We start from the raw sequence: 26,486 nt of genomic DNA, 5'->3' as shown, positions 1-26,486 counted from the left end.
TTGAGGTGATCCGCCCCCAAAGGTAAGCTGGCCCAAATCAGTCACCTATGGATGTTCATCATGTTCGCACGGATTGCCTGGCTGCTGTTGGCGCTGGTCCTGTCCACCGCCGCCAGGGCGGAAGAATCCCCCTTCCTTAACCTCAGCCTTGACGACGAAGGCCAGGTATTGCTTGAGCTGCCGCCGCTGAATACGCCGCTACTGATGGTCACCAGCCTGCCCCACGGCGCAGGCTCCAATGACATCGGTCTGGATCGGGGCCAGTTGGGCAGCCGCCGCCTGGTGCAGTTTGAGCGTCACGGCAATCGACTGTTACTGCGTGAACTGAACACCACCTATCGGGCGCAGAGCGACAACCCGGCGGAACAGGCCGCACTGACCCAGGCGTTTGCAGAGTCCGTGCTTTGGGTTGGCCAGATTGAGCAGAACAAAGCCAATCTTGATGCGTTGCTGTTCTCTGACTTGCACGGCATTGCCGCCCGGCTTCAGGCCACCGGCCAGGGCCATTTCAGCCTGGATACCAGCCGCTCCCTGGTATTGGCGGGCAGCGTAAAGGGCTTCCCCAAAAACGCGGATCTGGACCTGCAACTCACCTTTGTCAGCGCCGAGCCGGGTGCCTATGTGCAGCAGGTAACGCCGGATCCGACCCTGCTCAGCCTCAAGGTGCGGCTGTCGTTTGTGGCGCTGCCCGAGGTTCCGATGACCCCCCGCCGCTTTCATCCGGAATCCGGCTTCTTTGATTACGGTTACCAGGACTATGCGGCATCCCTGTCCGAGCCGATGACGGTGCGCTACCTGCCCCGACACCGGTTGGAGAAGGTGCTGCCCGGCACCGAACCCTCTGAGGTGAAGGCGCCGATCGTCTACTACCTGGATCCGGGCACTCCGGAGCCAATGCGCAGCGCCCTGCTGGATGGGGCGCGCTGGTGGGCTGAGGCGTTTGAGGCTGCAGGATTCCTTAATGCGTACCGGGTGGAACTGCTCCCCGAGGGGGCGGACCCACAGGATATCCGCTACAACATCATTCAGTGGGTACACCGTGCAACCCGGGGCTGGTCATACGGTGACGCTCTGGTGGATCCGCGCAGTGGTGAGATCCTGAAGGGGCATGTGACCCTTGGCTCCCTTCGGGTGCGTCAGGATCACAAGATTTTCCGCGGGCTGACTGCAGGCTGGGCTGACCGGGAAGCGGCTCTTGCTGCGGCCGAAGAAGCCGCCCTGGCCCGTTTACGTCAGCTCTCCGCTCACGAAGTGGGGCACACCCTGGGGTTGGCCCATAACTTTGCCGCGTCCGCCAGCGGCGACGCCTCCGTTCTGGATTACCCTCATCCCAACCTGCAACTGGATGGAGAGAAGGTGGTTCTGGAGCAGGCTTATGGCGTTGGCCTGAGCCCTTGGGATAAGCACGCCATCGCCTTTGGTTATGGCGTTTATGATGCGCCGGAGGCGACGGCTCAGGCAGAGCTGGCCGAGCAGGCCAGAGAAGCGGGACTGCGCTTTATCAGTGATCCGGACGCCCGCGGTGCCTCGGCGGCCCATCCTCAGGCGCACCTGTGGGATAACGGCACCGATCCGGTTACCCGTCTGGAAGAGATTCTGGCGATACGAGCGCTGGCATTGGCGGAGCTTGGACCTCAGGCGCTGCTGCCGGGTGAGCCTCTGAGCGCGCTGGGGGATCTGCTGGTGCCCATCTACCTTATGCAGCGCTACCAGGTGGAAGCGGCCAGCCGTCTGATTGGTGGCGTGAGCTATGACTACTCCGGACAGAGCCCCAGTGCGGTTGCTCCTGAGTATCAGCAGGCGGCGCTGGAGAGCCTGCTGAGAGCGCTCTCGCCTGAAGTGTTGGCATTGCCAGCCGAACTGGCGGCACAGTGGTCTCCTTTAGCCTACGGCAGCGTGGCAGACCGGGAGCAGTTTGGCTCCCGCCTTGGTACCGTTCCCGACCTGATAGGGTTGGCGGAGGTGGCCAGCCGTCAGGTGTTGGAGCAACTGCTGAACCCGACCCGGATGAACCGCCTGGCCCAGCAGCAGTGGCTGGACAGTGAGTTGCCTGGGCCTCAATGGCTACTTGATGCGTTGTCGGAGGTGGTATTGGAGTCGGAGGGGGATTCCGGCCTGGCGGGCGCGGCACGAGCCCGCAGTCAGGCGGTACTGGTGGACAGTTACCTGACGCTGTACCGGGACAACCAAGCCACTTCCGAAGTGAAGGCGTTGGTGCGGGCACGCATACTGGCGGACGCTGAACAGTTGGAGCGGCGGGCCCGGCGGGCACCGGATCGCGATGCCGCGCACTTCCGTCTGCTGGCTGAGGTGATGCGAACCGGCTTGACCGACCCGGAAGTGCGGGTGATTGCGGAGCCGCTGCCTCTGCCGCCCGGCTCACCCATCTGAGTCGAAGTACCGACCAACGGCGCCTTAGGGCGCCGTTGTGGTTTCCGGGCGCCGGGGATCTTTCGGATAGTAGCGGCGGGGGAGTTGGCTCTGGGGTGTGAAGTGCCGCGTGTTCTTGTAGGGCAGCTTCATAAACCCGGCGATGCCCAGATCTTCAATCTCTCCCAGAGCATCCAGAATGCGCGCCAGACAGGCCCGGAACTCGTTGGCCTTACGGGGGTTGAGGAGGCGCAGATAGGAGTGGATCTTCATATGATCCTCCAGCACCTCAAAGATGATGCAGCCGGTGTGGTGGATCAGGTTGAGCCGCCCCAGTTCAGTCATGATGGCTGGTGGCAGCGTCAGGTTTTCGTCCGGGTCCTGGCCATCCTCAAAGTAGGAGTGCAGACGGGTTTTATCCTCCAACTCCGGCGCTTCGCTGATCTCAAACGGCAGCGCCAGCTCCGGGGGGGCGTTAAAGCGCGCCTGAGCATTGGGGCGAACCAGATGCAGGGTGTCCCGGGCATTAAAGAAGCAGGCCTTGAACACCGTCTTGCCGTTGGCTTGTGGCGCAGGGCGAATCCCTCGGGCCAGGTTCACCACGTTGTTGACCGCCTGAGTGAACGCGGCCTTCAGAGTGGGATCCTGAAGGTTTAGGCTGGAATCGATATCCAGCCCATCGTCGTGCCAGTGCAACGCGATCCCGCCCAGTAGTGGGTAATGTCCCAGCTGGCCTACGGCTGCGACAAAGCCCTTTTCGTTGTCGCCCATCCCTACCATAAAGTCCCGGTAATAGTGAGCCAGCTGAAGGTCGCTCTCCCGCTCCGGCGGGAGGGGATCGATCTGGTGCTCACGCAGGAACGACTTGCGGGAGGAGTAGGCGACCGTCTCCACCCCCTTGCCCTGGTGGTGGGCCCACACTGGTAACAGGGCCTTAGGGGGAGCTTCCGGAAGCGGTAGCAGCAACCAGTGGCGGCTGGCGGGCAGAGTTTTCAGGAAGTGATCGCCCCCTTCTCGTCGTAGGGCGGGGTCATCGCTGAGCATGGCGTCCACGATCTCCGCCAGAGGGCGGGGCAACCCCAGACTGGCGGCGGGGATCAGCTTGCTGCCAAACCGGCTGACCTGACCGGAGGCCAGGGCATAGAGGGTGGCAGCGGCCCCCTGTTCATCAAAGCGGGGGGAACTGGGGGCCCCGGCCAGCTGTTCAGGCCCGATAAAGAACACGTCCCCCATCCGGGCGTTGGAGTCACGGTCACCCTCTACCAGCCCCAGCGAAGAGCCGAGAGGGAGATCATCCGCATCCCGTTGAGCCAGTACTGCTGACCCCCAATCCACCAGAGAGAGGTGTTTACGGCGGTGGTCGAACACCAGGTTGGAGGGTTTGACGTCGCCGTGTACCACCGGGCGTGGCAGCGATCTGAGATAGGTAAGCACCTCGGCCAGTTGGGCGGCAATCGGCACCAGGTAGGTCACCGGGAGTGGGCCACAACGCTGGGCAAAGTGAGCGAGGTCAACGCCCGGTGCGCGCTCCATCTGCAGGATCCCCTGTCCGGAGGCGGTGACATAGCGAACCAGAGCGGGAATGTTGGGGTGATTCAGGGGGCCCAGGATCTCCGCCTCGTCACGCAGGCGGGCCTGAAGATGTGCGGGCAGGGTACGGCGGGAGAATTTGAACACCTGCTCGGTGTTACCCAGACGTCCGGCGAAGACGAAGCCAAACACCCCCTTACCGATAAAGTGCACCTGCTGGTAGCCCAACCGGCGCAACTGCTGCTGACAGAGGGAAACCCACTGCCTATGCTTACGGGCATCCTCCTCCCGAAGCAGGTAGATGGACTGCTCCTCGGAGATATAGAACTGCTGTAAAGGCTTGGCGCTGCCCACCGGATACTCCTTGTGGTTAGGGGTTTCAGCATACCCAGTGACGCTCCTGTGGCGCAAACGTGATCAGTCTCACGAGTGTTTGATCCCAATCAAGAGCATGGGCACGCTTTGTGCGACTATTTGCATATGGGTTATGAACTAGGGTAGGGCGCTGAGATGACTGATCCCATTCTTGCTGTGGATACCGCCACTCTGGCGGACCTGTTGGCCTATCCCCGCCGTAAAATGCGGGACAATATGGACGTGCGATTCTGTCCCCATGCCACCTTTTACAATCCGGTGGACGATCGCTGCATCTACTGTCATCAGGACATGGAATGCAAGTGGTTGAACCACAACGATGAGCTGGTGGCCATAGAGCGAAAGAACCCGGATGATATCCGTCGTGAGCTGGTTAAAGCGGTGGACTATGTGGAAGCTCAGCTGACCGCTGCCCACCTGAATCGTCGTGCTTGTAACTGCGATAACTGTGTCTGGCTGAATAAGGCCCGTCAGGTTCTGGGCCTGTCCCGTTAACCGGCAACACTCAATACGATAAACGGGGGCAATGGCCCCCGTTTTGTTTGCCTGTCCTCCACCGGCTCGCTACCCTGAGGCCCGTTTCTGTTTTTGGAGGGCACTCATGGACGCGGCGTTCTGGCACGACAAATGGGAGCGGGGTGTAACCGGCTTCCACCTCGACCACATCAACCCCTATCTGGCGGCGCACTGGCACCAATTGAAGCTGCCGGCACAAGCGCCGGTTCTCGTTCCCCTGTGTGGCAAATCGCTGGATCTGGCCTACCTGGCTGGAGAGGGGCACCCGGTACTGGGCATTGAGCTGAACACCCTGGCGGTGGAGTCTCTCTTTGCCAGTCTGGGTGCAGTGCCCGAGCCGAAGCCGGACGGTGCCCTTCGTCGTTACCAGTGGGATGAAGTGGCGGTGCTGCAGGGGGATCTGTTCCAGGTGATGCCGGAGCAGGCGGCCCACTGCACCGCGTTTTACGATCGAGCGGCATTGATCGCCCTGCCGGAGGCGATGCGCAGCCGCTATGTCGCCAAGCTGGCGGAACTGATGAAACCGGGCGCGGTCGGCCTGCTGGTAACACTGGATTACCCCCAGGAGAGCATGGCGGGACCACCGTTTGCGGTGTCTGAGCAGGAGGTGATGGCGCGATTGACGCCCCACTTTGAGGTGGAGCCGCTGGCGAGCCATGATGTGCTGGCGGACAACCCCCGCTTTGTCGCTAAAGGGGTGCCCTGGCTGAAGGAGCAGGTCTATCGCCTGGTACGGCGCTGAGCGGTTTCAAAATAAAAACGGCAACCCATGGGTTGCCGTTTTTTCTGTCCCGGAAAGGGAGATCAGAAGCGGTAGCGCATACCGACGGTGAAGGTGCTGTCGTCGATATCACCGGCTACATCATGGCTGCCGTCATAGTAGGCGTAGTGGCCATACAGGTAGGCGGCTTTGGTCAGGTGGTACTCAGCACCAACGGTGTAGTTGAGGACTTCAACGCCTTCGCCAGCCTGAACTTCGGAGCCATAGGCGTTCTGGGCAAATTTACCCAGGCCGGAGTCGTCATAACCCACTTGCGCTTTCAGGTTCCAGGCGTTGATGCGCCACTGGGCAGAAGCCATGTAGCCGTTGCCGGACAGGTCGCCTTTCTCGGAATCCTGGAACAGGGCACCCAGCTTGATGTCGCCGAGCTTGATGGTACCAACGACGCGCAGTGCTTCCAGACCATTCAGGCCATCCGCGTAAGAGACGGTCACGTAGTAAGGCACTTTGCCCATGCCACGGTCACCAAATGCGGCGGTGAGGGCGTAGTTGTTGCCTTCTTGGCCCTTGGCGGCGTCGGAGCTGCCGTAGAAGTCATCTTCCAGTACGTAGGTAGCGCCAAACTGGAAACCAGCCAGTTTGCCGGTTTTGTAGGTGATGCTGTCACCCAGACGATCCTGGCCGGCAAACAGACGGTCCAGGTCACCGTTCAGGTTACCGAAGGCATCTACGGAACCTTCAGACCATTTGAATACGGTGTCGTTACGGCCGAATACCACTTCACCAAAGCTACCGCCCAGACCAAAGTAGGTGTTACGGCTGCTGAACGGATCAGCGCCCTTGGATTGGTCTTCACCGTTTACGCCAACTTCGGCCTTGTACACCAGGTACAGACCGGAAGTGATGTCATGAGTGCCTTTGATACCGATGTTGGTGAAGTTGTTTTCCAGTCCAAGACCATCACTCATACCCGGGTTGGTGGTGAAGCCCTTGTCAGACTGGGTAATGGCCATGTTCAGGTCACCGTAGAAGGTGGGGCCATCGGCCAGAGCTTGAGTGGAGAAACCGGCCAGCAGGGAGGCTACGGCGACGGATAACAGACGTTGCTTCATTACTTCTTGTCCTCTTAGGGTGGGCTGCCCCTGCGCAGGATTCGGGGCAGTTCAAAAATCCGTTTGTAAGCGGCGGGTTAAGCCGGCTTTGCCAGAATTCACGAAGTTGGCGGCAGTTTGTCATGGCGATTTTGGGATGTAACGCAAAACGGCGTAGGAGTTTGATCCTGCTCACTTTTGGAAGAAATTTAATTGTGAGCTGCGCGGTTTGTGATCGGCTGAACAGGTTTGGGGGTTGTCAGCGTGAATTTCGCGCAATAGGGTTAGGGGTTCGCCTCCCCTTGGCCGATGGTCTACAGCTGATATAATCGCGGCCTTTTTGGTCCCTGGAACAGCTTCAATGAACGACGCCTATCTGCAACGCTTCGGTGGTATCGGCCGCCTTTACGGGCAGCAAGCCCTGCTGGCTTTCTCCCAGGCCCACGTCTGCGTAGTGGGCATTGGTGGCGTCGGCACCTGGGCCGCGGAAGCGCTGGCTCGCTCCGGAATTGGCCAGATCACCTTGATCGATCTGGATGACATCTGCACCACCAACACCAATCGTCAGATCCACGCTCTGAGCCACACCATTGGCCAATCCAAGGTGGCGGTGATGGCCCAGCGCATTCGCGACATCAATCCGGACTGTGTGGTGAACGAGGTTGAAGAGTTTGTTGATCTGGACAACCTCTACGAGGTGTTGCCTGAAGAGCTGGATTACCTGGTGGACTGCATCGATGCGGTCAAGCCCAAGGCGGCCCTGATCGCGCACTGCAAACGACGCAAGATCCGCATCGTGACCGTCGGCGGTGCCGGTGGGCAGCTCGACCCTACTCGGGTTCAGGTGGCGGATCTGGCAAAGACCTACCAGGATCCGCTGGCGGCCAAGGTGCGTAACCTATTGCGCCGCGAGTACAACTTCTCCAAGAATCCGAAGCGCCGCTTCCAGGTGGAGTGCGTGTTTTCCGATGAACAGCTGCGTTACCCCGGCGCGGATGGCACCGTCTGTATGGCCAAATCCGGAGCGGAAGGCCCTAAAGCGATGGACTGTTCCAGCGGATTTGGTGCGGTGACCCCGGTGACCGGCGCCTTTGGGTTTGTTGCCGCGAGCCGGGTGTTGCTGAAGCTGGCGGAGCGGGCCAACGCAAAGGATGAGTGAGCGCCAACAGGCAATCGGTTACACTCGAGTCAATGGATTGTTGATTTGGGTGTTTTGGGATGATTGCCGCTGGCATTTTGGCATTGGCGCTGACGTCGGAGATCCATCCGATGCTGGCCAGTGCCACCCCTGATACGCCGCAGGAACCCGTCGCGGAGAGTGCGGCAACGTCAGAACAGGAGCTGCCTCAGGACCCTCTGTCCGAGCTGGATAAGCGTTGGTACGACAAAGCGCATGACCTGCTCTCCAGCTCTGCGCAGGGCAGCGCGCTCTGGTTTGATGACTTCTTTGGCCCCAGCGATGAGGCGGACCAGGCCTCCAGCCACTTTCGTCTGCGTTTGCAGCAACGATTCTTTGAACGGGAACCGGACGAGTTCAAGGTTAGGGTTTCCGCGTCCTATTACCTCCCCCAAACGGAACAGCGACTCAAACTGCTGCTGGAATCGGACCCGGACAGTGAACTGACGGAGATCCGCGATGACAGTTCGGAGGACGCGGATTCCGGTACCCGGGCGGCACTGCGATGGACCCCGCTGGATTACCGGGTTTGGGATCTCTCCTTTGATATTGGTGTCTCCCTGAGCTCGGGGCTGGATCCCTTTGCCCGCACCCGGGCCCGCTACTACTACAGCGTGGACGATCGCACGGTGATCAAGTTATCCCAGGAGCTGAAGGCGGAGTCCAAGGATGGCTGGAGTGAAACTTCCAGGGTGACGGTGGAGCGGATCCACTCCAACTCTGGCTACCGTCTGCATGGTCGGGCCCACTATGGTGAGGAGAGCGAGGGGCTGGAGTGGAGCACCACCCTGCTTCGCGCTGAGCGGTTGAGTGCGGTCTCAGCCCTGGCCACCTTTGTCACCATCTCTGGCAAGACTGATGATGAAGAGGAGCAGAGCGAAATCTACCGATTGGGGGCCAACTACCGGCGGAATTTCCTTCGCAGCTGGCTTTACTACGAGGTAGAGCCGCAGCTGACCTGGCCACGCAAATACGACTATGTCACCAATCTGGAGTTGCGACTGACGCTGGAGATGCAGTTTGGTCAGCGAGCCATTCGGCGTAAGAGCGGGCTTTAGCGTCCCTGTGCCTGAATGGCCTGCACCACCGCATTCAGGCCACTGGCCCGGGAGGGGCTGAGGTGGTCGGCCAGACCTAACCGGGTAAACCAGCCATCGAGATCCACCTGACTTAATGCCTCGGAGGTCAGGCCGTTGCAGGCGGCCAGTACCAGAACCAGCAAACCACGAACAATGCGCGCTTCCGAGTCCGCGAGGAAGTAGTGGTGACCATCCAGTTCGGCATGGTAGAGCCAGGTGGCACTTTCACAGCCGGCCACCTCAGCATCGGGCTGGCGCAGTGCGGCGTCCAGTGGCGCCATCCGGCTGCCCAGCTTCATCAGCAGGCGGTAACGCCCCTGCCAGTGACCCTGGGCACTGAGCTCACTGTCCAGCTCGGCTTGGGTTAACTCCCGGCCCATAGGGCTGTTGAGGAACTGGGCTTCAGTTGGCTTCGTCATGCAAAAACTCTCTCATATCACGAACCGCATCGACGAAGGCGTCGATCTCGTCGGCGGTGTTGTAGGCCGCTACGGATACCCGGCAGGTGCCCCGCACATCCAGGGCCGCCATTAAGGGCTGACAACAGTGATGGCCACAGCGCACCGCAATGCCAGCCTGATCGAGCCAGATCCCCACATCCTGATGGTGTTCGCCATCCAGGTTAAAGGCCAAAGCCCCTGCATTGTCTTCGAAGGCGCTGTAGAGGGTGAGGCCCTCAATCGCCGCCAGTCCATTGCGGGCCCGTTCCAGCAATACCGATTCATGGGCCGCCAGTGCAGGCCGATCCTGCGCCATCAACCACTCTGCGGCGGCGCCCAATCCGATCGCCTCAGCAATGGCGGGGGTGCCAGCTTCAAACTTAAAGGGCAGCTGGTTGAAGCTGCTCTGCTCAAAACTGACTTTGTGAATCATCTCCCCGCCAAACTGGTAGGGGGGCATCGCCTGCAGATGTTCCACTTTGCCCCACAGTACGCCGATCCCGGTGGGGCCATACATCTTGTGGCCGGAGAACGCGTAAAAGTCACAGCCCAGCGCCTGCACATCCACCACCTCATGAGCCACCGCCTGGGCGCCATCCACGATGGTCAGGGCCCCCGCAGCCTTGGCCAAAGGCAGCCAGCGAGTCAGGGGAGCCCGCGCGCCCAGGGCATTGGCGATCTGGGTCAGCACCACCACTTTCGGTCGGGCTGCCAGCAGAGTCAGAAACGCTGCCTCATTGAGGCGACCCTCGGCATCCAGCGGGATGGGGCAAAGACGGGCGCCGACGCGCTCCGCCGCCTGTTGCCAGGGAACGATGCTGGCGTGATGCGCCCAGGTGTCGATCACCACGGTATCCCCAGACTGCAAAACCAGGCTGCCAAGGCTGCTGGCCAGCAGATTCATGGCTTCGGTGGTGCCCTTGGTAAAGATCACCGATTCCCGTACCGGGGCGTTGATGAGTCGGGTCACACTGTCGCGGGCGGCTTCAAATGAGCGGGTGGCGCGGGCAGACAACCGATGGGCACCCCGGTGCACATTGGCGTTGTCCTCCTGGTAGAAGCGATGCATCGCCTCCAGCACCGCATTCGGTTTCTGCGTCGTGGCCGCGTTGTCGAGGTAGATCAGCCCCGGTTGCTGCAAAGCGGGGAACTGATCGCGCAGGGTGTCCAGGCTCATAGGGTTCGGGCTATTCCGTACTGATGGGGGCGCAGAGCATGCGTCATGCGCCTTCCGGTTTCAAGACTCAGGGGCAAGGGTAGCGGTGCTGCTCGCCCAGCGCCTGCAGGGCGCCCTCCAGTTCGGTACTCCAGGCCAGATCAACACTGGCCAGATTCTCCTCCAACTGCGCCAGCGTGGTGGCGCCGATCAGGGTGCTGGCAGTAAAGGGGCGACAGCGCACAAAGGCCAGTGCCAACTGTGCCGGGCTCAGGTTGGCCTCCTGTGCCAGCTTAAGGAAGTCGTTGATGGCGGCCTCGGCCTGGGGACCGGTGTAGCGCTTGAAGCGCTCAAACCGGGTGAGCCTCGCCTCAGGCGGACGCTGGTCATTGGCGTACTTTCCAGACAGGGTGCCAAACGCCAGAGGAGAGTAGGCGAGCAGGGGCAGGGATTCCCGGTGGGCGATCTCAGCCAGTCCGACCTCGAAGCTGCGGTTCAGCAGGTTATAGGGATTCTGGATGGACACCGCGCGGGGGAGATCATGCTTGTCCGCCAAATGGAGGTACTGCATCGCGCCCCAGGGGGTTTCATTGGAGATGCCGATGTGGCGGATCTTGCCGGCACGCACCAGATCCTCCAATGCCGTCAGTGTCTCCAGTATGGGGGTGAGGCTTTCCCGCTCCGGCGCCTCGTAGCCCAGTTGGCCAAAGAAGTTGGTGTGACGATGGGGCCAGTGGATCTGGTAGAGATCGATGCACTCCACGCCCAACCGGGACAGGGAGGCGTCGCAGGCGGCAAACAGGTTTCGGCGGTCCAGCGCCATATCAGGGCGCAGACCGTCACAGGGACCGCCGGGTGCCGCCACTTTGGTGGCGATAACCCACTGATGCCGGTTGCCCCGCTGACGCAGGTAGTCGCCGATGATGGTCTCGGTGCTGCCCTGAGTCTCGGGCCGGGGCGGCACCGGGTACATCTCGGCGGCGTCCAGAAAGTTCACCCCGGCAGCGTGGGCGCGATCCATCTGTTCAAACGCTTCCTGGGGCGTGTTCTGTTCCCCGAAGGTCATGGTGCCCAGTCCCAGAGCGCTGACGCTCAGTTCACTGTGAGGCAATCGATTCCTCTGCATGGTGATCACTCCTTGTCACGTTGCGGATAGAGCTCTGGGTAGCGGTAGGGGGCCAGCAGCAGAAGCAGGGTGTCATGATAGATCCCGGCCCGATCCTGAAGGCCGCCGGTCAGAATGCCGATGGCGCCGCCCTGCTGTTTAATGTTGTGCTGCTGAAACTCGTCATCCATCACCGGCCCCAACTCCTCTCCTGCCTCCAGTCGCTCGGCGATTCGGGTTGGCAGGGGCAGGGCGGCACTGCGACCCACCAGCGTTCGTTGGCCGTCGCAGATGGCGACGTAGGCAAAGGTACAGGGTACGCCATCAAGCCTATCGTAACCTCCCTCAAAGGCGACGTAGTAATCCGCATGGGGCTCTGCGCCCTTGAGATTGGCCAGCCGGTTCAGGGCGCCGTCTCGGGTCTCCTTCTCGGTCATCGGCTGGTCGGCCACACCGGAGGGAACGTCATGAGCACGACTTTGCCATTGGTGCTGAGAAAAGCTTTTTGTCAGAGCGGCTTCCGCGGCGCGGATCTTGACGGGGTTGTGGGACGCAATGGCGACAACAGCGTGAGACATGGAGGCTCCTGAGAGAGGGTCGTAGGGTGTTATTTTGCCACGTGCATTGCGACAATGGCGGCAAATTCGTCGCAGCAGTGAGCCGTTATGTTATTGACCCTATTGATCTACCTGGGACTGGGCGCCTTTGCCGGGATCCTTTCCGGCCTGTTCGGGATTGGAGGTGGCCTGGTGATTGTGCCGGTGCTGCTGACGGTCCTGCCCTGGCTTGGAGTGGCGCCGGATGTGGTGATCCACCTGGCCATCGGTACCTCGCTGGCCACCATCGTCGTGACCTCCAGCAGTGGTATTCGGGCCCACAATAAGCGGGGGAATGTGGACTGGGCCATCGTCAAACGATTCGTACCCTGGGTGATATTGGGCTCTTTTGCCGGCGGCTCGGTGGCGTCCTTGCTGCCCGGGGAACTGCTGGAGCGCCTGTTTGCGGTTTTCCTGTTGCTGGTGGCTACCCAGATGTGGTTCAGCCTGAGACCCAATCCAGACCGAGGGCTGCCCTCTACGCCCGGTCTGGCGACGGCTGGCGGCCTGATTGGCACCATCTCCTCCATGTTTGGTATTGGTGGGGCGACCATCAGCGTACCCTTCCTGCGCTGGTGTTCCCTGCCCATTACCACTGCCGTCGGTGTTTCCGCGACGCTGGCGTTTCCTATCGCCCTCTCCGGTGTGACCAGCTACCTGATCAGTGGCTGGGGGCAACCTCAACTCCCAGAGTGGAGCTTTGGGTACGTTTATCTGCCAGCGTTTATCGGGATAGTGGTGGCAAGCACCCAGTTTGTCCGCGTGGGGGCGTCTTTGGCGATGAAACTTCCAGGGCACATCCTGCAACGCGCCTTCGCGGCATTTCTGGCAATTCTGGGACTTAGGCTACTAATGTTGTAGTAAAGTTTCATCAGCGTAAACCACTGGTTAAATGCAGTTAATGTGGCGAGATGGTCTGTCACGTGAGCGATATCACAGTGAAAAACGCTTTCGATACTGCATTTATTGGTAAAATGGTCATACCAATCCTTGAAAAAAGTTCACTTTGGATCGGATTTGTGACCTTGGTCACCCGAGTCGTTTTGTGAAGTGATTTTGATCACGTTTTTGGCGGGGGAAATCCCTATTCTTGCCCCCGCTAACTCGAACACTCATAGGTGATTTCTAATGCAGAACCACAACACTGCAACCGCCACTCCGACTGCTGCCAAGTCGGGCTTTACCAAGCAGGACCTGACCTGGTCCCTGTCCATGTTCGGTACCGCTGTTGGTGCCGGCGTACTCTTCCTGCCAATCCGTGCCGGTCTGGAAGGCTTCTGGCCTCTGATCCTGATGGTACTGCTGGTGGGTCCCATGACTTATCTGTCTCACCGTGCCCTTGCCCGTTTCGTACTGTCCTCTCCCAAGAAAGACGCGGACATCACCGAAGTGGTGGAAGCGCACTTTGGTAAAGCTGCTGGTTGGCTGATCACCTTCCTGTACTTCTTCGCCATCTACCCCATCGTGCTGATTTACGGCAACGCCATCACCAGCACCGTTGATAGCTTCCTGGTGAACCAGTTGGGCCTGGCCTCCATGCCGCGCTGGCTGCTGTCCGGTGTACTGGTTGGCATGATGATGGGTGTGATGATTCTGGGCCAGAAGCTGATGCTGAAGGTTACCGAGATGCTGGTTTACCCGCTGGTGTTCATCCTGTTCGCCATGTCCGTATACCTGATCCCTGACTGGTCTATGGCTGCCATGAGCGTTGACGCCATGCCGTCCATGGATGCCATGCTGCTGGCGGTATACCTGACCATCCCGATGCTGATCTTCTCCTTTAACCACAGCCCGGCCATCTCCTCCATGGCTCTGGCTCAGCGTAAAGCACACGGCGAGAAAGCCGTTGAGAAGTCCGACGCCATCCTGATGCGCGCCTCTGGCATGCTGCTGGGCTTCGTAATGTTCTTCGTATTCAGCTGCGTACTGGCACTGTCTCCGGAGCAGCTGGCTGAAGCCAAAGCTCAGAACATCTCCATCCTGAGCTACCTGGCGAACGTGCATGACTCTGCACTGATCTCCTACGTTGGTCCGCTGGTAGCGTTCCTGGCCATCTTCTCCTCCTTCTTCGGTCACTACCTGGGTGCCAAAGAGGGTCTGGCTGGCATCGTGAAGCAGTCTGCTCCGAAAGCGGTAGAGCGCATGGGTGAGAAGAAATTCGACCGCGCGCTGGTGGCCTTCTTCTTCTTCTCCGTATGGGGTGTGGCCATCATCAACCCGTCCGTACTGGGCATGATTGAGTCCCTGGGTGCGCCGTTCATCGCCGCCATCCTGTTCCTGATGCCGATGTACGCCATCAAGAAAGTACCTTCCATGAAGAAGTACGACGGCAAGCTGTCCAACATCTTCGTGACTGTGATGGGCCTCATCGCCATCAGCTCCATCGTCGGTGGTTTCTTCTAACCGACCTTATGACTCCTAGGCCGGGGTCAGTGACCCCGGCTTTTTTTCCCCTAGTTTCCTGAGGAATGCCCTGATGTTCAGTGTGTTTGATATCTTCAAAATCGGTGTTGGTCCCTCCAGCTCCCATACCGTTGGCCCCATGAAGGCGGCCAAGCAGTTCATTGATGACCTGCGCGCCATGGAGAAGCTGCGTCATGTGACCCGCATCAGTGTGGATATCTACGGCTCTCTGTCCCTGACCGGTAAAGGCCACCACACCGACATCGCTATCATCATGGGTCTGGGCGGCAACAGCCCTGAGACTGTCGACATTGATGGCATTCCTGAGTTTATTAGCCGGGTAGAGCAGACTGAGCGTCTGCCGGTAGGCATGCACTGCCACACCGTTGATTTCCCCCGTGACGCCGTGACCTTCCACGAGGACACTCTGGCGCTGCACGAAAACGGCATGAGCATCCACGCCTACATCGGTGACGAAGTGGCGTACTCCAAGACTTACTACTCCATCGGTGGTGGCGCCATCGTTGAGGAGGAGAACTTTGGTAAGCCGGACGCCAACCTGAAGCCGCTGCCGTACGCTTTTACCGATGCAGAGAGCATGCTGGCTCTGTGTAAGGAAACCGGTATGAGCATCAGCGCGCTGATGATGGAGAACGAGAAGGTCTACCACAGCGAGTCTGACATCTACGAAGGCTTTGGCCAGGTGTGGAACGTGATGCGCGAGTGCATTGAGCGCGGTTGCGCCACCGAAGGTCTGCTGGCTGGCCCGCTCAAGGTGCCGCGTCGTGCCGCAGCCCTGCATCGTCAGTTGATCGCCAACGAGCGCACCAACAACGACCCGATGGCAATCATCGACTGGGTGAACATGTTCGCTCTGGCTGCCTCTGAAGAGAACGCAGCGGGCGGCCGTGTTGTGACTGCCCCGACCAACGGTGCAGCGGGCATCATCCCGGCGGTACTGGCGTACTACGACAAGTTCATCGAGAAGGTGGGCGTAAAGCAGTACACCAAGTTCTATCTGGCGGCGGGCGCGGTGGGTGCGCTGTACAAGATGAACGCCTCCATCTCCGGCGCGGAAGTAGGTTGTCAGGGTGAAGTGGGCGTGGCCTGCTCCATGGCGGCCGCGGGTCTGGCAGAACTGATGGGCGCCAGCCCGTCTCAGGTGTGCATCGCGGCGGAAATCGCCATGGAGCACCACCTGGGTCTGACTTGTGACCCGGTTGCCGGCCAGGTTCAGGTGCCCTGCATCGAGCGTAACGCCATCGCTTCCGTAAAAGCGATCAACTCCACTCGTATGGCGATGCGTCGTAACTCCGAGCCCTGTGTGTCTCTGGATAAGGTGATCGCCACCATGTACGAGACCGGTAAGGACATGCACCCGAAATACCGCGAGACCTCCCGTGGCGGTCTGGCCATCAAGGTGCTGAACGTCTGCTAAGACGGCATCATCGAAAAACCCGCCTGACGGCGGGTTTTTTTATGGCTCAATAGCGGGTAAAGACCAGCAGGGCGTGGGACGGGGTACGAAACTCCCGCAGCTCCACATGACGGGGCAGACGCTGCTTCAGGGTTTCGATGGCCCTTTGCCACTCCCCTTCGCTGTCAAAGTCGTGGCCCACCATACAGCGTCGCTCACGACAGGTGAGGGCGTGTCCCAGAGGCTCCGCCAGTTCGCCCAGCCATTCCGGTTTCAGCCAATCCTGGCTCCAGTCGCCCCAGCGGGTGTCCTGGTAGAAGCGTTGCCACCAGGTTTGAATGGTTTCCCCCATCGCTTGTGGCGTGGGGAGTTCGGCGATGGCGACAAAGCCATTGAGTGAGCGGCCATCGTCGTCAGCCAGCCAGACCCGCCCCTGGTACTCAAGGACATCCGTTTGACGTCGGTAAGCCTGAGCAAGCATTTCGAAGTCGTGATCGGCCGGTGTGATGCGGCCCCGATGGCCGGGAGAGGGGATCGGCGTTCTCTCCGGCTGAGCGGCGTAGTGTGGGATCAGCGATGGGGGATTCAGCCGGGGCAGCAGCGTGGCCACTCCGAGCCACAGTACTCCGGCCAACAAGGGGAACAGGCTCCATCTGCTCCAGGGCATGACACACTCGCAATGTTGGCAAAATGTAGCAAGCAGTTTAGCGAAATGGGTCTAGTGTGTGGTGCTTTTTCCAGCAAGAAAGTCGCTGACTCGCTCTGCCGGCAGAGGTCGACCCAGGTGATAGCCCTGACCGTAGTGGCACCCCATCTCTTTGAGCTTTTCAACGTGCTTGGGATTGTCGATGCCCTCGGCGTTCACTTTCATCCCCAGGGCGGTGGCGAGGTTCAGAATGGCGGAGATCACCGCTTCGGCCCGGGAGTCCTGATGCAGGCGGCTGACAAAGCTGTGATCTACTTTCACCACATCCAGGGGCAGGCGGTGCAGGTAGCTCAAGCTGGAGTAGCCGGTGCCAAAATCATCCATCATCAGGCGGATCCCAAGGCGTCGCAGCTGGCGCAGCACATTGGCGGCCTGGTCCGGTTGATGAAGCAGCGAGCGCTCGGTGATCTCAATCAGCAGCGAATGGGGGGAGAGGCCGGACTGTTTCAGGGACTGCATCACCACATCCAGGCTGTCGGCCCGGTTAAACCACTCGGAACTGAGGTTGACGCTGACCCCAACTCTGGCGAGACGGGGATACTTGCGCTGCCACTGGGAAAACTGCATGCACGCCTGATTCAGTACCCAGCGATCCAGCGGCAGGATCTGGTGGGTTTCCTCCATGAGTTCAATAAAGTCGCCGGGCAGCAACAGGCCTCGCTCAGGATGGCGCCAGCGAACCAGCGCCTCAAAGCCAATCAACTGCTCCGTGGCCAGGTTCCAGACCGGCTGGTAATGCACCTCAAACTGTTCCAGCTCCAGGGCACGCTGCAGTTCATTCTCCAGCTTCATTCGGTGCTGGGCGGCCTCACGCATGCTGTTGTCGAACACGATGGGGACAGGACGGTGGGTTTGTTTAGCCCGGTACATCGCCACATCGGCATCCCGCAATAGCTCCACTGGGGTTTGGTATTGGCTCAAGCCAAAGGCGATACCGATGCTGCTGCCGCTGTAGATCTCTTCGCCATCGATGTGGAACGGCTTGGCGAGTACCGCCTGGATCCGCGCAGCGCTTTGCAGCGCATCGTCATCGCAGCTGAGGTGTTCCAGCAAAATGGCAAACTCATCCCCACCCAGGCGGGCCACGGTATCGGAGCCCCGGACGCAGCCACTCAGACGGGTCGCCACCTGGGCGAGCAGCCGATCCCCGGTGAGGTGTCCCAGGGAGTCGTTGATCACTTTGAAACGATTCAGATCCAGAAACAGCAGGGCGTAGTGGAAGTTGGGATCCCGCGCCTTGATGGACAGCACCTGATGCAGGCGTTGCATGATCAGACTGCGGTTGGGCAGGCCGGTAAGTTCATCATGCAGCGCATCGTGGCGCAGCTGAGACTCCATCCGGAGTCGCTCTTTGATCTCATGTTGAAGTGCCTGGGTGCGCTGCTCGACCGCCCGCTCCAGGGTTTGCTGGTTGTTCGAGAGTCGTTCGGCTGCTCGACGCCAGCGGATCACCCCTGCAATATGGTGCGCCAGGTAGCCGATCAACCTGAGTTCCTCATCACCATAGGCGGTGGGATTAACGTAGTCCTGGAGTACCAGAGCGCCCAGTGGCACGCCGTCGTGGCACAGGGGGGCACCAAGCCAGCACTGGGACAGGCGCCCCAAGCGGGCAATCTCCTGCTGTTCCGCCAACCGTTCCATCTGCTCAAAGTTCAGCAGTATGGGTTCGTTCTGACGCAGCAGATATTCGGTAACCCCCTGGCCCAGAGGGCGGGATTCCGGGATCACTGAGTGAGCATCTCGGGAGTAGGGGAAATGCAGGTGATTCCCGTCGTCATCCAGCAGGGCGACATAGAAGTTGTCTGCCATCAGCAGTTCGCCGATCAACTGGTGGAAGCCGGCATACAACTCAGGCAGTGGCGCGCTGGATTGGCTCAGTTCGGTAATGCGGTAAAGCACCGACAGGACCTTATCGGACCGTTCCGGTCCTGTGGTTGAGTTGAGCGTGGGGCGGCGTTCAAGCTGCTGCTTCAGACTCAGCGCGATAAAGGGCGCGAGGTTGTTGAGGAGAGTCAGGTGACCTGCGGTGTATCGCTGCTTGTCGTAGCTCTGTACCACCAGCGCGCCAAGGACCCGGTTGTCGTGCTCCAGTACAACCCCGAGCCAGCTGTCAGGAAGCGCCCCTAACAGGCGGATCTGACCACGACTGAGCATGGAGCTAATCTCCACCTGATGCAGCAGCATGGAGCGGCGACGCTTCAGCAGCATGTCGGTCAATCCATGACGCAGGCTGTCAGGCGGTATGGGCATGCGACTGTCCTGACACCAGAGCAGTCGGGGGGCGCCGTCATCAAGCAGAGCGAGAAACCCATTACGGGCTGGCAGGTAAGCCTCCAGCAGCGCAAACAGGCTCTGGCAAAAAGCGTGGGGGGCACTGGCCTCAGAGGCGAGCTGTGCGATTCGGAACAGCAGCTGTTGCTGGCCCTGTTCCGAAGTATCAGCGGCCGTTAAGGAGGAAGCAGCCTGAGGCGATGGCATCTGGGTTGAAAGTCCGTTTCAGTTATGTGCACAGTTTGCCATCAGACCCGAGGCCTGTCATGAGAGGAAGTCACTGTTTTGAGGGCTGATATAAACACGCCACCTGAAATGGTGGCGTGGATCGCAGATCAGTCGTCGAGGTCGTCGCTGCTGCTGTTGTCGTCACTGTCATCATTGGTGCCTCGGGGGGTACCGCTGATGGTGATAAGACGTTTGCCCTGACTGGCTTTCAGGTACTTGGCCCAGAGTCGCTCCAGGGGCGTGCAACCCTCTACCTTGCCCTGAACAAACTCAACGAAGTGGATTTCGTCGTCGGTCTGGGGCGGACGGGTGCCGTTGGACAGGGCCACCATGGCCTGGCCGTGGCGTTCCAGCAGGTCCGCTTCGGTAATGGTAAAGGTACCGCTACGACGGAATCCGCGGGGGAAATGACGGTTATCAAAGAATTTTTGCTCAGTGCTAAAGCTTTGACTTGCTGTCATGTGTTTTTAGCCTCAATGAATCAGAGTTAGCGTCACGCTGGCAAAGTTATATGAGAGCCAGGTGACAGCTAAAACAAAATATTTTTTGGTTTCCCGCAAACAACCTTTATGCCGCAGAGTTTTTCTGAGATTTGGTCGGATTATCGAACAGGCCCAGACGGATCCGGATGAAGTGGAAGATCTCCTGGGGGATGTTGATATCCACCACTTTTTCCAGTCCCTCAAAGCCTGGGGAAGAGTTGGCTTCGCAGATCTTGAAGTGGTCTTTATCGAACAGCAGATCGATACCGGCAACGTCCAGACCGACGGCGCGGGAGCACTGAGTGGCCAGCCACTCGATTTCCGGGGTCATCTCTGCCGGCTTCAGGCTGCCGCCGTTGCTGTAGTTGGCTTTGAAGTCACCGTCTTTGGCGATGCGCTCAAAGCAGGCTACGGCGCGGCCACCAATGGTGAACACGCGGAGATCGCGGCCATGGGAGGCTTTGATAAACTCCTGCAGAATGATGTTGGCGTTCTGTGCGGTGGCTTCGATAAGCTGCATCAGGTCGTTGAACTCGCTGGCGTCCTTGGAGAGGAACACACCACTGCCCTGGGTGCCGGACAGGGTTTTGATCACCACCGGGAAGCCCAGAGATTTCTTGACCAGATCAACATCAACCGGGAACTTCACCAGCATGGTGTTCGGGGTCGGCAGGTTTTCCTGGGCCAGGATCTGTTGGGTAAACAACTTGTCCTTTACTGCCTCAATGCTGTGTGACTGGTTCACCACGTAAACGCCCAGCCGCTCCAGATGACGGATCAGAGCCAGGGCAAAGTAGGTGGTGCTGGAACCCATGCGGGGCAGCACAAAGTCGGGCAGAGAGACTCGCTCCCCATGCAGCAGAATGCTACGGTCGCCACCTTGAGTGACCTCCAGGTCAAAGTCTTCCGGGGCGTAAACTTCCAGTTGGATATTCTGCTTGGCGGCTTCTTCCATAAAGCGGTCAATTTCGTAGCGCTCGGGCTTCAGCAGATTGGCGCAATCTTTGTAGATGATCCAGCCGCGCATGGGGTGATCTCCAGTAAAAGTTAAGTTGTTTATTATCAAAGTCTTACTATAAATATCGACTCGATGCTGGCCCGCCGGTTTGGGGGGCGGCTAGTATAGGGCCCGTGGCCAAAGGCCAAAGCGAAAAATTTTTGCGTTGAGCTAAAACAAAACTATGGATACCGAGCTTCTTAAAACCTTTATGGAGGTCTACAAGGCGGGGCGCTTCAGCCGCGCGGCGGAGAACCTCTACCTAACCCAGTCCGCAGTCAGTTTCCGCATCCGACAGCTGGAGCAGAACCTGGGAGTGGCCCTGTTTGCTCGCCAACGCAGCCAGTTGACGCTGACCGCCGCGGGGGAACGCCTTCTGCCTCACGCTGAAGCGATTTTGAGCAACCTGGAACGGGCGCGTCTTGAAGTGGCACTGGGTGAGGATCAGCACAACCAGTTGGCCATTGGTGGCACGGCCAATATCTGGGATGGGGTGTTAAGTGATGCGTTGCCGCGGATCCGCAGGGCCATGCCGTCATTGGCGATGCGAGCCGAGTCCTTGCCATCAGCCCAACTGACCCGGCAACTGCTGGAGCGCACCCTCGATCTGGCGGTGATGTTTGATCCGCCAAAAGCGGAGGGGCTGACCATTGAGGAGTTGCCCTGTGTTCGTTTGCTGCCGGTGACCACCGCCGAAGATGGCACTATGAATGACTATGTGCATGTGGACTGGGGTACCGCCTTCGATATTCGTTTGGCTCGTCAGAGTGGGCCGACGCCACGACCGGTATTGCGGGTCAGCACCAGCCACATCGCCCTGCGATTCCTGCTCAGCTGTGGCGGCAGTGCTTATCTGCCGGAAGATCGCGCTGCACCGCTGATCCAGGACGGGCGCTTGCAGTTAGTGGAAGATGAGCCGACTGTGGAGCGTCAGGTGTTTTGCGCCTGGAACGAGCACAACGAGAATCGCGATTTGCTTCTGGAAGTGCGTAATCTGTTGAAAGAAGGGCGAGATCTGGATCTGAGCTGAACAGTCGTGCAAAGTGGGGCTATTCTTCATCGGAAAAGGAGCTACCGATGTTTCTGGACTACTTCGCTTTGGGGTTGCTGGTGTTTGTGGTGCTGGTGCTGTTTTACGGCATCATCGCCATCCACGACATCCCCTATGAGATAGCCAAGCACCGGGACCATCCCCATCAGGATGCGATTCACGTTGCTGGCTGGGTCAGCCTGTTTACCCTTCACGCCATCTGGCCCTTCCTTTGGATCTGGGCAACCCTTTACCGCTCTGAGCGTGGCTGGGGCTTTATCCAGCGCCAGGAGGCCCTCGAGCGGCGGGAAACGGTGCTTGAGGACAGGGAAACCGAACTGGAACGCCAGGTGGCGGAACTGCGCAGTGAACTGGCGCAGTTGAAAGCCGAATTCCAACGCAGCCAGGGAGGCGACTGATGGATCTTCTGCTGATTCTTACCTATGCCGCGCTGTGCGTAGGGATCTTCAAAGTTTTCAACATCCCTCTGAATAAGTGGACAGTACCGACGGCGGTACTGGGCGGCATCGTGCTGGTTGGCGCGCTTCTGCTGCTGATGAACTACAACCACCCCTTTACCCCGCTTGCCCGTCAGGTGTATGTCGCCACCCCCATCGTGCCTTCTGTTAGAGGGATTGTGGTCGAGGTGCCCGTTCAGCCGAATCAACCGCTGAAAAAAGGGGATGTCCTGTTCCGCATTGATGACGCCCGTTACCGGGACGAGGTGGAGCGCTATCTCGCGGAGATGGATGCTGCAAAGTCAGAGCGGGATCGGACCCTGGCCGCCTTCAAACGCTATGAAGAGGGGTTTAAGCGGGGCGGTGCCTTTACCGAACTGGAACTGGATAACCGGCGTCAGCTTTACCTGTCTGCGGAAGCACAGGTACAGAGAACCAAGGCGATGCTGGATAAAGCCCAGGTTGATCTGGCGGAAACCGTGGTTCGTGCACCGGAGGACGGTTATGTCACCCAGGTGGCGCTGCGTCCCGGCATGATGGCCGTCCCGTTGCCGTTGCGACCGGTGATGGTGTTCATCAACCATGGTGATGATCGCTTTGTTGGGGCCTTTAACCAGAAGTCCCTGTTGCGACTTCGCGAAGGCTACGAGGCGGAAGTGATTTTTGAGGCGATACCGGGCCAGGTGTTCAAAGCCCAGGTCAGTCAGGTGCTGCCCAATATTGCTGAGGGCCAGATCCAGGCCTCCGGCACCCTGCTCAGTTCCGATCTGTTGGTCCGCCGTGGACGCGCCTTTGTCGAAGTGGCGCTGCTTGATGACATCTCGGATCTGGATCTGCCTGATGGCGCCCATGCCGAGATTGCGGTCTATTCCGACAAGTTCACCCACGTTTCGATCATTCGTCGCGTGCTGCTAAGGATGAAGAGCTGGCAGAACTACCTGTTCCTTGAGCACTGAGTTCCGCCGCTGATTCGAAGCCCGGCAAAATCGCCGGGCTTTTTGATCCTGGTCAACCGTGAAAAGGGCGTCCCCGATGTATCGACATATCCTTATATAAGGCCTCACAACAGTTGGAGGTGCGCTATGGCAAGACGGTATCCGGTTGGAACGGGTCCTGACCATCCCTTTGGTCGCTTTGCACAGCGCCTGCCCAGCCTGTTTGAGCGCTGGGACAGGGATTGGCTACCGCTGTGGGGTGAGGGGGAGGAACCCTTGATGCCTGCAGTGGATCTTAAGGAGGAGGAGGACAAGCTGGTGCTCAAGGCTGACCTGCCCGGCCTGAGCGAAAAGGATATCGAACTGGTCTGCCTGGGAGACAGACTGACACTGAAGGCCACAAGGGAGTCGGAAAAGGCCGATGAAAAATCGGATTATCACGTTACAGAGCGGCATTTTGGCAGCTACCAAAGGACCTTGACATTGCCCTTTGCCGTTCGTGATCCGGAGGCGATTCGGGCGCACTACGAGAAGGGGGTATTAACCGTTGAAATCCCCAAATCTGATGCGGTGAAACTGCAACAGCGCCCGATTAAGATCCAGTTCGGATCGTGACAAATGTGATCATCCCAGTGCGCACTACGGTGCGCACTTTTTTTAACCGATTCATTTCGGTATGGTGTCAGCCCACCACTTGGAGAAGGATCGTCCATGCTAAACCCCACCTTTTGCCGCCGCCTGTTGTTACTGCTGGCTATTGAAGAGCTGGATCGCCCTTCGGTCCCAACCCTGATCCGTCATCTTGGATGGCCCCGGCGAACCATTCAGGACATTCTCAAAGCCCTGCCTGGTCTTGGCGTGCAGGTTCAGTTTATTGAGGATGGGGTGCGTCACAACGATGGCTACTATGAGATCCAGGCTTGGGGAGGCCTCAATGCAGAGTGGGCGTACCAGCATAAAGCTGAGCTAAAAGCCGCCCTCGACTAAGCGTGATCCGGTTAAAAGATCCACACCGTCCTGACCGGTTTTCCTTTTACCCCACAGGGGCCTCTATATAATCGGAAGCCAATGCCGCTCTGCGGCTCACCTGCAGTAAAAGGACAAGCCATGAGTAAGAAAAACAGCCGCATGGACGGAATTGTCGCTGCCGTATTCGGCAGTATGAGCGTGTTTCTGTACGTGATTGTTCAGGCCTTCTAAGGTCAACAGAAACAAAAAAAGGCGCCCTTAAGGCGCCTTTTTTGCGTTTGGGCTCAGGCCAACAGTCGACGAGCGCCTTCAACCACCGTGGCGATGGCCACCTGCTCCGTTTGCTTCATCTGCTCGGCGCTGGGGATCTCCTGCTGATGGCGATTGACGATAACCCCGGCGACGCAGCCTGCGCGAAGTCCAAGCGCGGCACACATGGTCAACAGCGTGGCCGACTCCATCTCGTAATTGAGTACCCCCAGGGCTTGCCACTCCTCCATGGATCCCTGGAACCTTTTGGTGACTCGGCCGGAGTAAGTGTCATAACGCTCCTGCCCGGGGTAGAAGGTATCGGAACTGGCAGTGATACCAGTACGCAGGGGAGCGGGTTGGGTCTTGGCCGCTTCCACCAGTGCCTGGGTGCAATCAAAGTTGGCAACCGCAGGGTACTCCATCGGCGCAAAGTGGCCGCTGGCACCATCCAGACGCACAGAACCGGTGGTCACGATCAGGCTGCCCACATCGATATCAGGCTGGATGGCACCGGTAGTGCCAATACGAAGGAAGGTACGAATACCCAACTGGGCGAGTTCCTCAACGGCAATCGAGGTTGAGGGGCCGCCAATCCCGGTGGAGCAGATAACCACGGGGTGGCCATCCAGGTGGGCGAGGTAACTGGTGAATTCTCGAGTGCTGGCGAGGTGTTTGGGGTTGTCCATCAGGTTGGCGATTCGCTCAACCCGCTCCGGATCACCAGGAACGATGGCAAGAGTGGCGCCCTCCAGCATGGGTTGGGTCAGAGCCAGGTGAAATACAGTGCTCATAGTCAGTCCTTCTCGGAATGGGATGGAGTCAATCTAGACCACTCGACCGCAGGTGAACACCCCTCGCGATCACAGGACTTAAGTTTAGGGCCGCTCATGCCGCAGTGATGTTGTAGTGAAACTTTTGTAATATCGGCGTGTCACCGAGTCGGTGGTGCATTCGAACTGATACAAGGAAGCAACGATGAAGCGATGGATGTTCGCGAGTCTGATGGCCGCGATGACCCTGCCTGCACAGGCAGACGTGCTGGGGATCTATGCGGGAGGCGGCGCCTTTCAAGCGAGTACCAGCGGTACCTTGGGTTCCGACCCGGTAGATATTGAGAAGGATCTGGGTCTGAGCGATAAGGACATTGGCTACCAGGCTTACATCGCGTTCGAACACCCCGTTCCTTTACTGCCTAATGTTCGGGTCGCTGCCCTCAGCTTTGATACCGATGGCAGTGGCAGCATCAGCCGTGACTTCACCTTTGGCGGCGTCACCATTCCGGCCGGTGCCACAACCGCGACCTCATTGGACTACCAGCACACCGATGTCACCCTCTATTACGAGCTGTGGGATACCGGTTTTGATCTCGACCTGGGCGTGACCGCTCGTAATCTGGATGTTTCTACCGATGTGCAATATGCCCTGCTGGGCAGCGGTGCCGGTGAGGCGTCCGAGTCATTTAACGAATGGGTACCACTTCTATATGGTGCCGGTCGTGTTGATCTGCCCCTTACTGGTCTGTATGCCGCCGCATCGGTGCAGGGCATTGGCTACTCCAGTTCCAGTTTCCTGGATTACCAAGTCAGTCTGGGATGGACCTTTGGCCTGGTGGCAGTCGACCTGGGTATCGAGGTGGGCTATCGGGTACTTTCAATGGACCTGGATGAAAAGGATGTGGGTGACCTGACCGCTGACTTCGATATTGAAGGGGCTTATATCCACGGCGTCCTCCACTTCTGAGGTATCCCTTCTTATATATAGAGGCCCTGAAATGGACCCAAAAGTCCGGTTTCAGGGCCTTTTCTGTGGATAACCACGGGATAACCTGTCGCTTTGCTGTGTCTTTGCGCAGTCGGCAATTTTTTTGAAATTTCCCCTTGCCGCCGCCGAATCCGGCCCTATAATGCGCTTCCTGTCGACGGGGCACAGCGGGAAACAAAGCGCTGAGCCACCAAGAGCCAGAAAGGCTCCTGGTTAAAACTTCGACGGTCGGAAAGGAAAGTTGAAAAACACCCTTGACGATGACGGAGGAAAGCGTAGAATGCGCCTCCTGCCTTGATGAGGCAACGCTCTTTAACAATTAGTCAGACAATCTGTGTGGGCACTCACGCAGTGTTGAGAAATCATCATTTTCTCGATGCTACTGAGTGACACCAAGTTAATTCAGTATTCATTGAGTAGC

Annotated in this window: 25 protein-coding genes; 14 read left to right on the top strand and 11 right to left on the bottom strand. The window is 58.9% G+C overall.

The features are described from left to right. Positions 1-60: 60 nt before the first annotated feature. Complete coding sequence (locus tag KUV52_RS05435) at positions 61-2,391, top strand: zinc-dependent metalloprotease (protein WP_222524930.1); 2,331 nt, start codon at positions 61-63, stop codon at positions 2,389-2,391. A 24-nt stretch (positions 2,392-2,415) separates the two neighbouring features. Here the strand turns inward: KUV52_RS05435 and KUV52_RS05430 are convergent, their stop codons facing one another. Beyond that, positions 2,416-4,254, bottom strand: coding sequence for a protein kinase domain-containing protein (locus KUV52_RS05430; protein ID WP_222524929.1), 1,839 nt, complete (start codon positions 4,252-4,254; stop codon positions 2,416-2,418). 156 nt (positions 4,255-4,410) lie between these two features. Here KUV52_RS05430 and KUV52_RS05425 point away from each other — a divergent pair, with 156 nt between their 5' ends. Both KUV52_RS05425 and KUV52_RS05420 read left to right on the top strand, forming a co-directional pair. Then, on the top strand, positions 4,411-4,770 hold the full coding sequence (locus tag KUV52_RS05425; protein WP_222524928.1) for a hypothetical protein: 360 nt from the start codon (positions 4,411-4,413) through the stop codon (positions 4,768-4,770). Positions 4,771-4,876: 106 nt separating this feature from the next. Then, the gene (locus KUV52_RS05420) at positions 4,877-5,533 is read left to right on the top strand and encodes a thiopurine S-methyltransferase (RefSeq protein WP_222524927.1); all 657 of its coding nucleotides are present in this window, start codon (positions 4,877-4,879) and stop codon (positions 5,531-5,533) included. Positions 5,534-5,595: 62 nt separating this feature from the next. Here the strand turns inward: KUV52_RS05420 and KUV52_RS05415 are convergent, their stop codons facing one another. Next, complete coding sequence (locus tag KUV52_RS05415; protein WP_222524926.1) at positions 5,596-6,624, bottom strand: porin; 1,029 nt, start codon at positions 6,622-6,624, stop codon at positions 5,596-5,598. Positions 6,625-6,964: 340 nt separating this feature from the next. Here KUV52_RS05415 and tcdA point away from each other — a divergent pair, with 340 nt between their 5' ends. Then, positions 6,965-7,762, top strand: a complete 798-nt coding sequence (gene tcdA, locus KUV52_RS05410; RefSeq protein WP_222524925.1) for a tRNA cyclic N6-threonylcarbamoyladenosine(37) synthase TcdA — start codon at positions 6,965-6,967, stop codon at positions 7,760-7,762. Between the two features lie 59 nt (positions 7,763-7,821). Beyond that, on the top strand, positions 7,822-8,838 hold the full coding sequence (locus KUV52_RS05405; protein WP_222524924.1) for a hypothetical protein: 1,017 nt from the start codon (positions 7,822-7,824) through the stop codon (positions 8,836-8,838). On the opposite strand, the gene KUV52_RS05400 is transcribed toward KUV52_RS05405, so the two are convergent. The 4 genes from KUV52_RS05400 to yjjX all read right to left on the bottom strand — a co-directional run bounded on the left by KUV52_RS05400 (position 8,835) and on the right by yjjX (position 12,138). Beyond that, entirely contained in the window at positions 8,835-9,278 is a 444-nt protein-coding gene (locus KUV52_RS05400) for a SufE family protein (protein ID WP_222524923.1), read from the bottom strand. The genes KUV52_RS05405 and KUV52_RS05400 overlap by 4 nt on opposite strands. After that, on the bottom strand, positions 9,262-10,476 hold the full coding sequence (locus tag KUV52_RS05395; protein ID WP_222524922.1) for an aminotransferase class V-fold PLP-dependent enzyme: 1,215 nt from the start codon (positions 10,474-10,476) through the stop codon (positions 9,262-9,264). The genes KUV52_RS05400 and KUV52_RS05395 overlap by 17 nt, the downstream gene beginning before the upstream one ends. A gap of 67 nt (positions 10,477-10,543) precedes the next feature. After that, positions 10,544-11,581, bottom strand: a complete 1,038-nt coding sequence (locus tag KUV52_RS05390; RefSeq protein ID WP_222524921.1) for an NADP(H)-dependent aldo-keto reductase — start codon at positions 11,579-11,581, stop codon at positions 10,544-10,546. A 5-nt stretch (positions 11,582-11,586) separates the two neighbouring features. Continuing rightward, positions 11,587-12,138 (bottom strand): inosine/xanthosine triphosphatase, encoded by a 552-nt coding sequence (gene yjjX, locus KUV52_RS05385; RefSeq protein WP_222524920.1) that lies wholly within the window; start codon positions 12,136-12,138, stop codon positions 11,587-11,589. 87 nt (positions 12,139-12,225) lie between these two features. Between yjjX and KUV52_RS05380 the strand changes: the two genes are divergently transcribed. The 3 genes from KUV52_RS05380 to KUV52_RS05370 all read left to right on the top strand — a co-directional run bounded on the left by KUV52_RS05380 (position 12,226) and on the right by KUV52_RS05370 (position 15,997). Then, positions 12,226-13,017, top strand: coding sequence for a sulfite exporter TauE/SafE family protein (locus KUV52_RS05380; RefSeq protein ID WP_222524919.1), 792 nt, complete (start codon positions 12,226-12,228; stop codon positions 13,015-13,017). Positions 13,018-13,284: 267 nt separating this feature from the next. Further along, positions 13,285-14,559: an aromatic amino acid transport family protein gene (locus KUV52_RS05375; RefSeq protein WP_222524918.1), complete on the top strand. Its 1,275-nt coding sequence runs from the start codon at positions 13,285-13,287 to the stop codon at positions 14,557-14,559. A gap of 73 nt (positions 14,560-14,632) precedes the next feature. Next, complete coding sequence (locus tag KUV52_RS05370) at positions 14,633-15,997, top strand: L-serine ammonia-lyase (protein ID WP_222524917.1); 1,365 nt, start codon at positions 14,633-14,635, stop codon at positions 15,995-15,997. 46 nt (positions 15,998-16,043) lie between these two features. Here KUV52_RS05370 and KUV52_RS05365 read toward each other — a convergent pair whose 3' ends face one another. The 4 genes from KUV52_RS05365 to KUV52_RS05350 form a co-directional block, all read right to left on the bottom strand. Beyond that, complete coding sequence (locus KUV52_RS05365; RefSeq protein WP_222524916.1) at positions 16,044-16,643, bottom strand: hypothetical protein; 600 nt, start codon at positions 16,641-16,643, stop codon at positions 16,044-16,046. A gap of 51 nt (positions 16,644-16,694) precedes the next feature. Next, positions 16,695-19,160 (bottom strand): EAL domain-containing protein, encoded by a 2,466-nt coding sequence (locus tag KUV52_RS05360; protein WP_222524915.1) that lies wholly within the window; start codon positions 19,158-19,160, stop codon positions 16,695-16,697. 128 nt (positions 19,161-19,288) lie between these two features. Next, positions 19,289-19,642, bottom strand: coding sequence for a DUF413 domain-containing protein (maoP, locus tag KUV52_RS05355; RefSeq protein ID WP_222524914.1), 354 nt, complete (start codon positions 19,640-19,642; stop codon positions 19,289-19,291). A gap of 106 nt (positions 19,643-19,748) precedes the next feature. Beyond that, positions 19,749-20,690: a RimK family alpha-L-glutamate ligase gene (locus tag KUV52_RS05350; protein ID WP_222524913.1), complete on the bottom strand. Its 942-nt coding sequence runs from the start codon at positions 20,688-20,690 to the stop codon at positions 19,749-19,751. Positions 20,691-20,844: 154 nt separating this feature from the next. On the opposite strand from KUV52_RS05350, the gene KUV52_RS05345 reads away from it, so the two are divergent. From KUV52_RS05345 to KUV52_RS05325, 5 genes are all read left to right on the top strand, one after another. Further along, positions 20,845-21,690, top strand: a complete 846-nt coding sequence (locus KUV52_RS05345; RefSeq protein ID WP_222524912.1) for a LysR family transcriptional regulator — start codon at positions 20,845-20,847, stop codon at positions 21,688-21,690. 47 nt (positions 21,691-21,737) lie between these two features. After that, a complete protein-coding gene (locus tag KUV52_RS05340; protein WP_222524911.1) occupies positions 21,738-22,109 on the top strand; it encodes a DUF3302 domain-containing protein in 372 nt (123 codons plus the stop codon). Beyond that, the gene (locus KUV52_RS05335; RefSeq protein WP_222524910.1) at positions 22,109-23,104 is read left to right on the top strand and encodes an efflux RND transporter periplasmic adaptor subunit; all 996 of its coding nucleotides are present in this window, start codon (positions 22,109-22,111) and stop codon (positions 23,102-23,104) included. Before KUV52_RS05340 ends, KUV52_RS05335 begins: the two co-directional genes overlap by 1 nt. Positions 23,105-23,230: 126 nt before the next feature. Next, the gene (locus tag KUV52_RS05330; protein ID WP_222524909.1) at positions 23,231-23,698 is read left to right on the top strand and encodes an Hsp20/alpha crystallin family protein; all 468 of its coding nucleotides are present in this window, start codon (positions 23,231-23,233) and stop codon (positions 23,696-23,698) included. A 96-nt stretch (positions 23,699-23,794) separates the two neighbouring features. Continuing rightward, positions 23,795-24,070, top strand: coding sequence for a helix-turn-helix domain-containing protein (locus KUV52_RS05325; protein ID WP_222524908.1), 276 nt, complete (start codon positions 23,795-23,797; stop codon positions 24,068-24,070). 266 nt (positions 24,071-24,336) lie between these two features. Here the strand turns inward: KUV52_RS05325 and udp are convergent, their stop codons facing one another. Next, on the bottom strand, positions 24,337-25,095 hold the full coding sequence (gene udp / locus KUV52_RS05320) for a uridine phosphorylase (RefSeq protein WP_409996467.1): 759 nt from the start codon (positions 25,093-25,095) through the stop codon (positions 24,337-24,339). A gap of 184 nt (positions 25,096-25,279) precedes the next feature. On the opposite strand from udp, the gene KUV52_RS05315 reads away from it, so the two are divergent. Continuing rightward, positions 25,280-26,044 carry a TIGR04219 family outer membrane beta-barrel protein gene (locus tag KUV52_RS05315; protein ID WP_222524907.1) on the top strand — a complete coding sequence of 255 codons (765 nt, stop codon included), beginning with the start codon at positions 25,280-25,282 and terminating at the stop codon, positions 26,042-26,044. Positions 26,045-26,486: the final 442 nt, after the last annotated feature.

This window comes from Ferrimonas balearica, assembly GCF_019802055.1.
GTDB classification, from domain to species: domain Bacteria; phylum Pseudomonadota; class Gammaproteobacteria; order Enterobacterales; family Shewanellaceae; genus Ferrimonas; species Ferrimonas balearica_A.
This window is presented reverse-complemented; position numbering and strand designations above follow the sequence as displayed.